This is a genomic window from Streptomyces sp. NPDC036813 (genome assembly GCF_055609245.1).
Genome location: NZ_JBVJPV010000018.1, coordinates 113,259 through 126,434, shown reverse-complemented (window position 1 = coordinate 126,434; position 13,176 = coordinate 113,259). Strand labels below are relative to the sequence as shown.

8 protein-coding genes are annotated in these 13,176 nt (G+C 74.9%); 7 read left to right on the top strand and 1 reads right to left on the bottom strand.

Features of this window, described 5'->3' with window-relative positions; all coding sequences use genetic code 11:
• Positions 1-145: 145 nt before the first annotated feature.
• The 6 genes from ACZ67Q_RS32035 (at position 146) to sucD (ending at position 9,766) form a co-directional block, all read left to right on the top strand.
• Positions 146-2,797, top strand: a complete 2,652-nt coding sequence (locus ACZ67Q_RS32035) for a DUF5682 family protein (RefSeq protein ID WP_471189358.1) — start codon at positions 146-148, stop codon at positions 2,795-2,797.
• A gap of 116 nt (positions 2,798-2,913) precedes the next feature.
• Entirely contained in the window at positions 2,914-4,122 is a 1,209-nt protein-coding gene (locus ACZ67Q_RS32030; RefSeq protein ID WP_471189446.1) for a VWA domain-containing protein, read from the top strand.
• 155 nt (positions 4,123-4,277) lie between these two features.
• Positions 4,278-5,180: a hypothetical protein gene (locus ACZ67Q_RS32025; protein ID WP_471189356.1), complete on the top strand. Its 903-nt coding sequence runs from the start codon at positions 4,278-4,280 to the stop codon at positions 5,178-5,180.
• 203 nt (positions 5,181-5,383) lie between these two features.
• A complete protein-coding gene (locus tag ACZ67Q_RS32020; RefSeq protein WP_471189353.1) occupies positions 5,384-7,096 on the top strand; it encodes a hypothetical protein in 1,713 nt (570 codons plus the stop codon).
• Between the two features lie 582 nt (positions 7,097-7,678).
• Positions 7,679-8,860: an ADP-forming succinate--CoA ligase subunit beta gene (gene sucC, locus ACZ67Q_RS32015; RefSeq protein WP_471189351.1), complete on the top strand. Its 1,182-nt coding sequence runs from the start codon at positions 7,679-7,681 to the stop codon at positions 8,858-8,860.
• Positions 8,861-8,881: 21 nt separating this feature from the next.
• Positions 8,882-9,766, top strand: coding sequence for a succinate--CoA ligase subunit alpha (gene sucD, locus ACZ67Q_RS32010; protein ID WP_361632259.1), 885 nt, complete (start codon positions 8,882-8,884; stop codon positions 9,764-9,766).
• A gap of 207 nt (positions 9,767-9,973) precedes the next feature.
• On the opposite strand, the gene ACZ67Q_RS32005 is transcribed toward sucD, so the two are convergent.
• A complete protein-coding gene (locus ACZ67Q_RS32005; RefSeq protein WP_471189349.1) occupies positions 9,974-11,056 on the bottom strand; it encodes a helix-turn-helix domain-containing protein in 1,083 nt (360 codons plus the stop codon).
• A gap of 96 nt (positions 11,057-11,152) precedes the next feature.
• Between ACZ67Q_RS32005 and ACZ67Q_RS32000 the strand changes: the two genes are divergently transcribed.
• Positions 11,153-13,174: a cell division protein PerM gene (locus ACZ67Q_RS32000; protein WP_471189346.1), complete on the top strand. Its 2,022-nt coding sequence runs from the start codon at positions 11,153-11,155 to the stop codon at positions 13,172-13,174.
• The last annotated feature ends 2 nt before the right edge of the window (positions 13,175-13,176 follow it).

The following is a 13,176-nucleotide window of genomic DNA, read 5'->3' as shown; positions in this document are numbered from 1 at the left end:
GCGGGCAACGGCGGCTCGCAGGGCAAGGTGCGCCCGCCGGAGACGGGGTTGTGAGGGACAGGGTTGTGAGGGTCCTCGGGGGCCACGACCCGTGGTGGTCGCGCAGGTGAGGACAGGTGGGTGCCGTGCAGGTGAGGGGGACGCGATGACGGACCGTGAGGTGAACCGGGACGGTGGGCCGGGTCCGGGGCCGCTGCTGCTCGGGGTGCGGCACCACGGGCCCGGCTCGGCCCGGGCGGTGCGGGCGGCGCTCGACGCGGCGCGGCCGCGGGTGGTGCTGATCGAGGGACCGCCCGAGGCCGACGCCCTCGTCCCGCTGGCCGCCGACGCGGACATGCGGCCGCCTGTGGCGCTGCTGGCCCACGCGGTGGACGAGCCCGGCCGCTCCTCCTTCTGGCCGCTCGCCGAGTTCTCCCCGGAGTGGGTCGCGATCCGCTGGGCCCTGGCCCACGACGTCCCGGCCCGCTTCATCGACCTGCCGGCCACCCATTCACTGGCGTGGGAGCGGGGCGAGGGAGAAGGGGGCCGGCCCGGTCAGCCCCCGCCGGACGAGGTCAAACCGGACGGGGTTGTGTCGGACGGGCCGCTGCCGGACCGGGCCGAGCGGAACAGGGGCGAGCGGGACAGGGGCGAGTCGGACGAGGTCGTACCGGACGGGCCGCTGCCGGACAGGGGCGAGCCGGGCGGGGGCGAGCCGGACGGGGCCGAGCCGGGCGGGGGCGAGCCGGACGGGGCCGAGCCGGGCGGGGGCGAGCCGGACGGGGCCGAACGGGGTGGGGTCGCGCCGGGTGGGCTCGCGACCGGGGTGCGGCTCGATCCGCTCGCCGTGCTCGCCGACGTCGCCGGGTACGACGATCCGGAGCGCTGGTGGGAGGACGTCGTCGAGCACCGCGGGCAGGGACGGCGGGACCCGTTCGCGCCGTTCACCGTGCTCGAGGAGGCGATGGCGGTACTGCGGGAGACCTACGGCAGCGGAGGACACGACCGGGACCTGGTGCGCGAGGCCCATATGCGTCTCCAACTGCGTTCGGCACAGAAGGAGTTCGGCGACGACGTGGCCGTGGTGTGCGGCGCCTGGCACGTGCCGGCGCTGCGGTGGCGCACGACGGTCACGGCCGACAAGGCGCTGCTCAAGGGGCTGCCGAAGGTCAAGGCCGAGCTGACGTGGGTGCCGTGGACGTATCGCAGGCTCTCGAGGGCCGGCGGGTACGGCGCCGGGATCGACTCGCCCGGGTGGTACGCGCATCTGTTCGGCGCGCCCGACCGGCCCGTCGAGCGGTGGATGACGAAGGTGGCCGGGCTGCTGCGGGCGGAGGACCGCATCGTCTCCCCCGCGCACGTCATCGAGGCGGTGCGGCTCGCCGAGACGCTCGCGGCGGTGCGTGGACGGCCGCTGCCCGGGCTCGGCGAGACCACCGACGCGGTGCGGGCCGTGATGTGCGACGGCTCGGACGTGCCGCTCGCGCTGGTGCACGACCGGCTGGTCGTGGGGGACGCGCTGGGCGAGGTGCCGCAGGCGGCGCCGGCCGTTCCGTTGCAGCGGGATCTCGAGCGGTTGCAGCGCCGGCTGCGGCTCAAGCCCGAAGCGGGGGAAAGGGAGCTGGAGCTCGACCTGCGCAAGGAGACGGACGCCGAGCGGAGCCGGCTGCTGCACCGGCTGCGGCTGCTGAGGATCACGTGGGGCGAGCCGGTCGCCTCGCGCGGCAGCACGGGGACGTTCCGGGAGACCTGGCGGCTGTGCTGGGAGCCGGAGCTGTCCGTGCGGGTCGCCGAGGCCGGCGTGTGGGGCACGACCGTGTTCGCCGCGGCCACCGGCAAGGCCGAGGCGGACGCGCTCGCCGCGCAGGCCCTGGCGGAGGTGACCGCGCTGGCCGAGCAGTGCTTGCTGGCGGGGCTCGGTGATGCGCTCCCCGCCGTGATGCGGGTCCTCGCCGACCGGGCGGCGCTCGACACGGACGTCGGCCACTTGGCGCAGGCTCTGCCCGCTCTCGTCCGTTCCCTGCGCTACGGGGACGTGCGGGGCACGGACACCGCCGCGCTCGGGGAGGTCGCCACCGGACTCGCCGAGCGGATCTTCGTCGGACTGCCCCCGGCCTGCGCCGCGCTCGACGCCGACGCAGCCGCCGAGATGCGGCGCCATGTGGACGCGGTACACGGGGCGGTGGGCCTGCTGGGCGACACCTCGGCGAAGCCGGTGACCCCGGTGGCCCCGGCGCCCCCGAGCACGCCGCCCGGCGGTCACCGTGAACTGCGTGTCCGCTGGCAGGGCGTGCTGCGGGTGTTGTCGGGGCGGGACACCGTGCCCGGTGTGATCCGCGGGCGAGCGGTGCGGCTGCTGCTGGACGACGGCGCGCTGGACCAGGACGAGGCGGCCCGGCTGATGGGGCTCGCCCTGTCGCCGGGTACGCCGCCTGCCGACGCGGCCGCGTGGATCGAGGGCTTCGTCGGCGGTGGGGGCGGCGGGATGCTGCTCGTGCACGACGAGCGGCTGCTCGCTCTGGTGGACGGCTGGCTGACCGGCGTGCCGGCGGAGGCGTTCACGGACGTGCTGCCGCTGCTGCGGCGGACGTTCGCCGCGTACGAGCCGGGGGTGAGAAGAACGCTCGGCGAGCTGGTCCGGCGCGGGCCGCGGGAGCGGGGGAGAGGCGCCGCCGTCGCCGAGGGTGTGCCCGGCTTCGGGTCGGGTCTGGACACCGAGCGGGCGGACGCGGTGCTGCCCGTGGTGCGCCTGCTGCTGGGCCTGGACGACGACCGGGAGACGACCGCCGTCAACGACCTCGCGGAGGTGGGCACATGACCATGGAAAGCGGCACCACGCACCGCGACACCACGGAACGGGACTCTGCGGAACGCGGCACCACGCACCGCGGCCCCACTCAACGCGGCACCACGGAACGGGAGAGCGCGGAACCCATGACCACGGCCCCCGCGACCACACAAGCGCCGCAAGCGGGTGTCGCGGAACCGGCAGGGGCGGGGGAACGGCTGCGCCGCTGGCGGCTGGTGCTCGGCGGGGACGCCGCTGACGGCACCGGATGCGCGCTGTCCGGCCGGGACGCGGCGATGGACGGGGCGCTCACCGCGCTGTACGGCAAGGAGGACAAGGCGCGGAAGGGACGGGACCGTGCGGCGGGCCTGGGCGCTTCGGCGCCGTCCGTGGCGCGCTGGCTCGGGGACATCCGCACCTACTTCCCCGCCTCCGTCGTCCAGGTCATGCAGCGGGACGCGATCGACCGGCTCGGCCTGTCCGCGCTGCTGCTGGAGCCGGAGATGCTCGAGGCGGTGGAGGCCGACGTGCACCTGGTCGGCACGCTGCTGTCGCTGACCAAGGCGATGCCGGAGACCACGAAGGAGACCGCGCGCGCGGTGGTGCGCAAGGTCGTGGACGACCTGGAGAAGCGGCTCGCCACCCGCACCCGGGCCGCCCTCACCGGCGCCTTGGACCGCAGTGCACGCGTCCAGCGCCCGCGCCACCACGACATCGACTGGAACCGGACCATCGCGGCCAACCTCAAGCACTACCTGCCGGAGCGGCGGACGGTCGTGCCGGAGCGGCTCATCGGGTTCGGGCGCGCCTCGCAGTCCGTGAAGAAGGACGTCGTGCTGTGCGTCGACCAGTCCGGCTCGATGGCGGCGTCCGTCGTCCACGCCGCCATCTTCGGCGCGGTGCTGGCCTCGATGCGGTCGGTCAGCACCCGGCTCGTCGTCTTCGACACGGCGGTCGTCGACCTCACGGACCAGCTGGACGACCCGGTGGACGTACTGTTCGGCACGCAGTTGGGCGGCGGTACGGACATCAACCGGGCGCTCGCCTACTGCCAGTCGCGGATCACCCGGCCCGCGGAGACGGTGGTCGTCCTGATCAGCGATCTGTACGAGGGCGGCATACGCGACGAGATGCTGAAGCGGGTCGCGGCGATGAAGGCGTCGGGGGTGCAGTTCGTCGCGCTGCTCGCGCTGTCGGACGAGGGGGCGCCCGCGTACGACCGGGAGCACGCGGCCGCCCTCGCCGCGCTGGGGGCGCCCGCGTTCGCCTGCACGCCCGACCTTTTCCCGGAGGTGATGGCGGCGGCGATCGAGAAGCGGCCGTTGCCCATACCGGACATGACTACCCATCGGTAACGGGGGGCTTGCGCAACCTCGGGCGTCGCGTGCGAGGATCGACGCCGCGTATGCCCGAGGCCGTACGCCCTGTGAGCCCCGGCTCGTTCGCCGTACCGTCGCACGGGAGGATCCCGCCCCTCTTGACTTTGCAGCCCGCTCTCCCTGGTGCCGCTGTGCGCGTCGTGCGCGCGGTGGCCGGGCGGCGTGTGCTTCAGGCGGCGCTGCTGCTGGGCGGGTTGTTCGTGCTCGGACTGCTCTGCGGGCAGCGTGCGCAGGCGGCGGAGCCGGTGCCGACGGCGCCTTCGACACAGGCCAGGGGCACGGGGGCGGCCGCCTCGGTGGAGACGCCGTCGCTGCCGCACTCGGTGACGCGTCATGGGGGCAAGGCTGTGGACGTGCGCGGGGTGCGGCCCGTCGGTGAGCTGCGGGACGCCGTGACGGCGGGCATCGGCGACACGGCGCCCGCGAAGTCGCTGCCAGCCCCGTCGGCACCCGAGCCGCTCCCGGCACCTCAGCCGCTGCCGGCGTCCCCCTCGGTCCCCTCCGCGCCCACGCTTCCCGCCGCGCCCGCATTCCCCTCCGCGCCCGCGTTCCCCGCGTTGCCGGACGCGCCACCGCTGTCGGCCCTGCCCGCTGCCCCGCAGCTGCCCGTGCCCTCCGTGCCCGGTGTTCCCGGGGACGGCGGTACCTCGGCCGGCCATGGCGCGGCCCCCACGCCGGCCGGACCCGTGCGGGCCGCCGGTGGTACGGCGTTCTACGCCCACCCCTCCGGCCCGGTGGCCGTGTCGGCAGGCTCGGCACAGCCTCAGCCCCGCCGCGCGGCTCACCCCTTCTCCGCTCACACCCCCTCCGTTCACCCCGGCCGCGACACCATGCCGCAGGGTCCCGCCGAGGGCCCGGACGGTGCCGTGGTGGGCGGTTCGGCCGCCGGCAACGGCACGCCGGGCCACGGGGACGCGCACGCCGTCACGCCGTGCCACCGGCTGCCGTCGCCGGTGCGGGCCGGGACCGTGGCCCAGGGCGCCTCACCTCGGATCCAGGACAGGTACCGGGACATCCCCGTCTTCCCCGCCTAGGCAGACCTTCCCCCGCCGTGACCTGCCGCGCGGGGGCGGAACAGGTCTGCCCGCTCCTCCGCACCGCCCCGCCCCGCGCGGCGGTGCCGGACGGAGGATCCCGAACCCCAAGCCTCACCCACGGCGCAGCCCACCCCCGAGGTCACCGACCCGGAGGTGCGCGGCCGCGCCGCTGTCGAGAACCTGAAGGATCTGACGCACGCATGAACAAGAACATCCGCCGTTCCATCGTGATAGCCGCCGGTGTCACCGGCGCCTGGGCGCTCGGCTCGGCCGTGGCCAGCGCCGACGAACTGCCCGCCCCGTCGGTGTCCGCCCCGGACGCCACGGCCGACGTCGCCTCCGACGCCGGTGACACGCTCGGCGCGGTCACGGACACCGTCGGCACCGTCCTGGCCACCTCCCACGACACCGTCTCCTCGCTGACCGGCACGGCTCAGGACGCCGCCGCCACGGTCACCGGAGCCACGGCCCCGGCCACCACCGGGACGACGTCCACGGCGACCGGCCTCCGCGGCGGTGCCGCCCCGCACACGCCCGCGGCCACCGCCGACCAGGCCCGCCACTACGTCGACGCCGAGGTCGGCGCCGCGCACACCCCCCGGCTGCGCGGCGTGCAGGCCGTCGCCGGCGCCCACGCCGCCCGGGCAGCGCACACGGCGCACACCGCGCACACCGCGGCAGCGGACACCGCCGCGCACGCCGTCGAGACGCTGCCGCACACCCCGCAGGACGGCATCGACTACCTCTTCGGTCCGCTCGCCGCCTTCGCCCCCGAGCTGGAACAGGCGCTGGCCGCCGCGCAGACCAGGCTCCAGGGCGTGCAGGCGACGGCGCACAGCGGGACGCAGGGCGTCGACGGCGTCGTACGGACGACGGCCCGGCAGACCGTGGCCGGAGCGGGCCGCGGCTCGGCCGCCGCGCAGCGCGAGGCCGGGGACGTCCGGGCCGCCGCCCTGGCCTCCGTCTCCGCGGTCCCGGGGCATGTCACCGGTGCGGTCGACGGGGTGGAGCAGCGGGTGGTCGGCACGGTCGCCGAGGTTCCGGGCGCGGTGACGCCGGTGGTGCGGGAGACGGTGTCCGAGGCGCTGCCGCCGGTGGCGGGCGCGGCCGTGGACGGTGCCGTACCGCTCGCGGGCCGGGCGGTGGCGGGTGCGACGCCGCTCGCCGGAGGTGCCGTCCACGGGACCGCCGGGGTCGTCACCGAGGCGGTGTACGGCGTGACGCCGGTCGCCGGTCACGCGGCGCAGGGGGTGACCGGGACCGCGGGGCACGCCGTGGCGGACGCGTACCCCCTCGTCGGTGGCGTGCCGTCGTATGCCACCGGGCTCGTCGGGCAGGTGACCGAGGGCGCCGCGGATGCCGTGCTGCCGCCGGTGGCCCACACCGCCGTGCACGGTGTGGTGCCGGTCGCCGGGCAGGCCGTCGCGGACGCGGGGGCGCTGGCGTACGGCGCCGGGGGCGACGTCACGCCGTTCGCAGGCCGGGTGGCCGGGCAGGTGCCGCCGCTGGCGTACGGCGTGTCCGGGCAGGCGGGTGACTTCGCCCAAGGCGTCACCGGCCGGGTGCCGACCCTGGCCGCCGGGGTCACGGGCGCGGCGCAGCCCGTCGTGGACGTCGTCCGGCCGGTCGTGGACGGGGTGGCGGACAGCGTCACCGGGTCGGCGTACGGCGTCGCGGGTGACGCGGTGACGTTCGCGGGCGGTGTCGCCGGGCAGGCGGGCGGCTTCGCGCACGGGGTGACGGGTGACGTCGCGCCCTTCGCGCAGGCCCTGTCGGGGACCGTGCAGGACACCGGCGTATCGCCGGCCGCGCATGTGGCGCAGGGAGCCGGGGGAGTGGCGCGGTCCGTCACTCCCGGGTATGTCCATGACACTCCCGGGGTATCCGGCCAGCAGGCACCGCGCCGCATCTGAGGAACGGGCGCCCCGCCGCCCCCGAGCGGCAGGCGCCCGACCGCATCGAGCGGCAGGCGCCCCGCCGCATGCGACCGGTCCACCGCGCCGCATGCGACCAGCGCACCGCGCCGCAAGGCGACCGGCGCGCCGATCGGTAGCCCGGTCGGCGTACGACCGACTCCGTGGGGGCGACGGACCCGGATGGCCGAAAGCCGTCGGCCCGTCCGGTGGGACCCCCGCGGTAAGGAGACCGGACGGTCCCCATTGGGGTGGGGACCGTCCGGCCTCACGCCCCCCACCGGGCCGTAGGACCGGCCCCGGGGCTGCTCAGGGGCCTCACCGGGTCAACCCCAGCCCGGTGAGGTCCCGCGCCACATGGCACGCAGTGCCGTGAGGCGCGGCATCATGTGACGGGTATCACCGCTGAGGTGTGACCTCCGATTTAGAGCCCAAACGCAAGCGGGGATAACCTGCGAGACGGACATGCCGCGCGCTCGGACACCGTGTGCGCCTCCCTTGTGACAAGCGGACGTCACGTTGCCCTTCGCGGCACGCCCACGCATCCAACGAACCGCGAGATCACGATAGGGACGGAAGCGCGTGGACCTGTTCGAGTACCAGGCGAGGGACCTCTTCGCCAAGCACGATGTACCGGTGCTGGCCGGTGAAGTCATCGACACGCCTGAGGCGGCCCGCGCAGCCACTGAGCGCCTCGGTGGCAAGTCCGTCGTCAAGGCCCAGGTGAAGGTCGGCGGCCGTGGCAAGGCCGGTGGCGTCAAGCTCGCCGCCACCACCGACGAGGCGGTCGAGCACGCGACCAACATCCTCGGCATGGACATCAAGGGCCACACGGTCCACAAGGTCATGATCGCCGAGACGGCCCCGGAGATCCTGGAGGAGTACTACGTCTCCTTCCTCCTGGACCGTGCCAACCGCACCTTCCTCTCCATCGCGTCCGTCGAGGGCGGCATGGAGATCGAGGAGGTGGCGGCCACCCGCCCCGAGGCCGTCGCGAAGATCGACATCGACGCCATCGACGGTGTGGACGAGGCCAAGGCCCGTGAGATCGTCGAGGCCGCCAAGTTCCCGGCCGAGGTCGCCGACAAGGTCGTGAACGTCCTCGTCAAGCTGTGGGACGTCTTCGTCAAGGAGGACGCCCTCCTGGTCGAGGTCAACCCGCTGGCCAAGGTCGCCTCCGGCGAGGTCATCGCCCTCGACGGCAAGGTCTCCCTGGACGACAACGCCGAGTTCCGTCACCCGGACTTCGAGGCGCTCCACGACAAGGCCGCCGCCAACCCGCTCGAGGCGGCTGCCAAGGAGAAGAACCTCAACTACGTCAAGCTCGACGGCGAGGTCGGCATCATCGGCAACGGCGCGGGTCTCGTGATGAGCACCCTCGACGTCGTCGCGTACGCCGGTGAGAACCACAAGGGCGTCAAGCCCGCCAACTTCCTCGACATCGGTGGCGGCGCCTCCGCCGAGGTCATGGCGAACGGCCTCGAGATCATCCTGGGCGACCCGGACGTCAAGTCCGTCTTCGTCAACGTCTTCGGCGGCATCACCGCCTGCGACGCCGTCGCCAACGGCATCGTGCAGGCCCTGGAGCTCCTCGAGAGCAAGGGCGAAGAGGTCACCAAGCCGCTGGTCGTCCGTCTCGACGGCAACAACGCCGAGCTGGGCCGCCAGATCCTGGACGACCGCAACCACCCGCTCGTGCAGCGCGTGGACACCATGGACGGCGCGGCCGACAAGGCCGCCGAGCTGGCTGCTGCCGCGAAGTAAGGGACGAGGTCACAGAACACCATGGCTATCTTCCTCACCAAGGAATCCAAGGTCATCGTCCAGGGCATGACCGGCTCCGAGGGCCAGAAGCACACCAAGCGCATGCTGGCGTCCGGCACCAACATCGTCGGCGGTGTGAACCCGCGCAAGGCCGGCACCACGGTCGACTTCGACGGCACCGAGGTCCCGGTCTTCGGGTCCGTCAAGGAGGCCATCGACAAGACCGGCGCCGACGTCACGGTCATCTTCGTCCCGGAGAAGTTCACCAAGGACGCGGTCGTCGAGGCCATCGACGCCGAGATCCCGCTGGCCGTCGTCATCACCGAGGGCGTCGCCGTGCACGACACGGCGTCCTTCTGGGCGTACGCCGGCAAGAAGGGCAACAAGACCCGGATCATCGGCCCGAACTGCCCCGGTCTGATCACCCCGGGTCAGTCGAACGCCGGCATCATCCCGGCCGACATCACCAAGCCGGGCCGCATCGGCCTGGTCTCGAAGTCCGGCACGCTGACGTACCAGATGATGTACGAGCTGCGTGACATCGGCTTCTCCACCTGCGTCGGCATCGGCGGTGACCCGATCATCGGCACCACCCACATCGACGCCCTGAAGGCCTTCCAGGACGACCCCGACACCGACCTGATCGTCATGATCGGCGAGATCGGCGGCGACGCCGAGGAGCGGGCCGCGGCCTTCATCAAGGAGAACGTGACCAAGCCGGTCGTCGGCTACGTCGCGGGCTTCACCGCCCCCGAGGGCAAGACCATGGGCCACGCCGGTGCGATCGTCTCCGGCTCTTCCGGCACCGCACAGGCCAAGAAGGAGGCCCTCGAGGCCGCCGGCGTCAAGGTCGGCAAGACGCCGACCGAGACGGCCAAGCTCGCCCGCGAGATCCTGGCCGGCTGAGTTCCCGACTCACCGTAGGCAGGCCCGCCCCCGTCATGGGGACGGGCCTGCCGGGCGTTCGGGCAACGACGGCACTTCAGGAGCACACGGCGAACCGCACCCGTTCAGGGGCTCTGTCCGCCGTGCGGCTCCGCCGCGCGGGCGCGACCGGCCGCGACGGACCCGCACCCGGCACCTGGCCCGGCCCCGACGGGGGGGGGGAGCCGCTCACCAGGCCGACGGAGTGAGCCGCTGCGGCCCGCTCTCGGCAGAGCTCCGCAGCTTCGCCCGCAGCTCCACCTCCGCCTCCGACAGCGGCCCCGGCGCGGCCTTGGGAGGCACCCCGCGTACCGCCTCACCCGGCGGCACCGGCGGCTCGTACTGCGTGGGAGCCGAGCGGAGCGTGAGCGCCGTCGCCCCGATGATCGCGACCGTGAACGCGATCGCCGCCCGGGTCCAGAACCGCGCCCGTCGTTCGCCCCCGGTGCGCACCTGCGTCGGCCGGGGAGCGCGCAGCCGCTCCGTCGTGGCCACCTCCGCCAGCCGCCGGTGCAGCACATGCGGATCGCCCAGCTCCGGCAGTTTCGCCGCGATCGCCTCGCGCGCGTGGATCAGCCGGTGCGCGGTCGCGGGCGTGCTCGCCTCCGTCTCCGCCGCCGTCTCGGGCAGTCCGAGCCCGACGCCGTCGTAGAGCAGCAGGGTGCGCCGGTGCGGCGGGGGAAGCTTCAGGAGTACGTCCATCAGCGCGCGGTCGGCCGGGGCGGCCGGCGGCGGTTCGGGGTGGCGGTAGCGGGGGCGGAACCGGTGCCACGGGGAGAGCGCGTACTCGTACACCGCCATGCGCACCCAGCCGGCCGGGTCGCGGTCCCGGGCCACCTCGGGCCAGCGCTCCCAGGCCCGCTGGAAGGCCCGCTCCACGGACTCCCGGGCCAGTTCCCGCCGCCCGGTGAGCAGATACGCCTGCCGGGCGAGCGCCGGGGCGCAGAAGGCGTACAACGCGTCGAAGGCCTGAGCGGGCGTCAGCGCGCCCGTGCCCGGAACCGGCTCGGCGGGTGCCGTCGCTCCGGCGGCCGTCTGCTGTTCCTGACTTTCCGTCACGGCCCGGGTCTGCGACTCCAGCGACGCCAGTAAGGTCACGTACGCCTCGCGTTCCGGGCCCCGGGGAGCCGTACGGCCGGACTCCCACGCGCGCACCGCACCCTTGGACACGCCCAGCCGCGCGGCGAGCTGAGCCTGCGTCAGCGAGGCGGCCTCCCGCAGGCGTCGGCGTTCCTTGGGCGGGGGGAGCGGGCTGGCAGGGCTCTGCGTCACCGGACACCCCTTCGTACGAAAAAGAACATAAACGTATATTGAGCGACACAACGGAGCTTCGCCTGTTACGCCGGGAAAGCGCGTGTCGTTGGGAGCATGGCGGTCGTGATCCAGATGACCGACCGCCGAACGCCGTTGCCGCGCCTCCTCCGCCGCAGGCGCCGCCGCTCGTCCGGGCTGGCCGCGAGCTTGCTGGGCGGCACGGTCGCCGCCGGACTGGGCCTCGGCTCGCTCGCCGTGCTCGTGATGTCGCTGTGGATCAGCTCGCCCTACCCGGACAGCGGACCTGGCGGCGCCCTGCACATCGCGGCCGCCCTGTGGGTCCTCGGGCACGGCGTCGAACTCGTCCGCACCGACACCCTCACCGGCGTGCCCGCGCCCGTGGGGGTGACGCCGTTGCTGCTCATGGCCGTGCCCGTCTGGCTGGTGCACCGGGCGGCCCGCGACGCTGTCTACGGCCACGACGGCGTGCCGCCGGTCACCGGGCGCACCGCCTTCACCGGCGTCGTCGGCGGCTATCTCGGCGTCGCCGCGGCGGCCCTGCTGTACGTGTCCTCGCGTGGTGAACTGCGGCCGTCCTGGACCTGGCCGGGCCCCGCCATGCTGCCGCTCCTCGTCGTCGCGGCGGCCGGCGCGGGGGTGTGGACGGCCCACGGTCATCCCCGCGAGCCCGTCGACAGCGTGCTGGTGCTGCTGCCGGGCCCGGTGCGGCGGCTGCTGCTCGGCGTGGAGGGACGGGCCCGGCTGGGCGCGGCCGCGCGCGCCGCGTGCGCCGGTGCGGCGGTGCTGTCCGGGGGCGGGGCACTGCTGGTGGCCGTGTCGCTGGTGTGGCACGGCGGGGCGGCCCGCGCATCGTTCCTGCAGCTGACGGAGGGCTGGTCGGGCCGGTTCGCGGTGCTGCTGCTGTGCCTGCTGCTGGTGCCGAACGCGGCGGTGTGGGCCGCCGCCTACGCCCTCGGTCCCGGTTTCGGCCTGTCCGTCGGGCACCTCACGAGCCCGCTCCACTCCGACCCGGCTCCGCTGCTGCCGCCGTTCCCGCTGCTGGCCGCGGTGCCCGCGGGCGGACCCGGAACGCCGCTGCACTGGGCCACGGGGGCGGTGCCGCTGGCGGCCGGGGTGACGGTGGGCTGGTTCCTGGCGGTGGCGGCGACCGGCACGACCCGGGCCGGGCTGCCGGGCGGAGTGTGGTCGCCGGGCCGGACGGCCGGGGCCGCCGCCCTCGCGTCCGTCCTGTGCGGGGCACTGATGGCCGGCCTGGCGGCGCTGGCGGGAGGCCCGCTCGGGGTCGCGGCGCTCTCCCGTTTCGGCCCGGTGGGGTGGCAGGTGGGCGCGGCGGCCGTCCTGTGGATCGCGGTCGCGGCGATCCCGGTGGCCCTGGCCCGGCGCGCGTGGCGCGGCCGGTCGCGCAGAACCGGCGCCGGCGGCGCGCGGACCGCTGCCACGGCGGCCGAACGGCCGAGGATCGGTGTCCCGCGCTCCGAGCCGGCTCCGGCACCGGTCTCGCCACCGGCCGGGACGGCCGCAACCCGGCGCTCCCGCGGCCGGCTGCCGTGGCGACGGCGCCCGGCCGGGCAGCAGCCCGGCACGGGCCGCACCCCGCACGCGGAGCCGGAGATCTACGACGCCGAGACCCCGAAGGACTCCTTCGCCCGGTACGACCGCGAGGACCCCGCGGACGACCCCTTCACGGCCTACGGAGTGGACAAGGCGACCGCGCTGCCCGGCTCGGCGTACGACGGCATCGCCCGCCTCGGGGGCAGGGCGAGGGGCACCGCATCCCGTCCGGACGACAAGCCCGCGCCGCCCGGCGACTTCACCACCCCACCGGCAGCGCCCTCGGCGGATCGGCCCGCGGCACGCTCGGCCGACCGGCCCGCGACACCCGCGGAACCACTCCCGGCACCGACGGAACGGCCCGCAGCCCCCACGGCGTCTCCGGCGGCACCCACGGAGCCGCCCGCAGCACTCACGGACCCGCCGGCGGCACCCGAGGAACCGCCCGCAGCATCCGTGGACTTGCCGGCGGCACCCGAGGCACCGCGCGCAGCGCCCGCGGAAACACCAGTCGGAACACCCGCGGAGCCACACGCGGCACCACCGGCGCCCCCCGCGGAGTAGAC

Excerpts from the sequence above, each read along its gene's own strand:
- ACZ67Q_RS32000 (WP_471189346.1), top strand. The coding sequence starts at position 11,153 with ATGGCGGTCGTGATCCAGATGACCGACCGCCGAACGCCGTTGCCGCGC.
- ACZ67Q_RS32035 (WP_471189358.1), top strand. The coding sequence starts at position 146 with ATGACGGACCGTGAGGTGAACCGGGACGGTGGGCCGGGTCCGGGGCCG.
- ACZ67Q_RS32030 (WP_471189446.1), top strand. The coding sequence starts at position 2,914 with ATGACCACGGCCCCCGCGACCACACAAGCGCCGCAAGCGGGTGTCGCG.
- ACZ67Q_RS32020 (WP_471189353.1), top strand. The coding sequence starts at position 5,384 with ATGAACAAGAACATCCGCCGTTCCATCGTGATAGCCGCCGGTGTCACC.
- sucD (WP_361632259.1), top strand. The coding sequence starts at position 8,882 with ATGGCTATCTTCCTCACCAAGGAATCCAAGGTCATCGTCCAGGGCATG.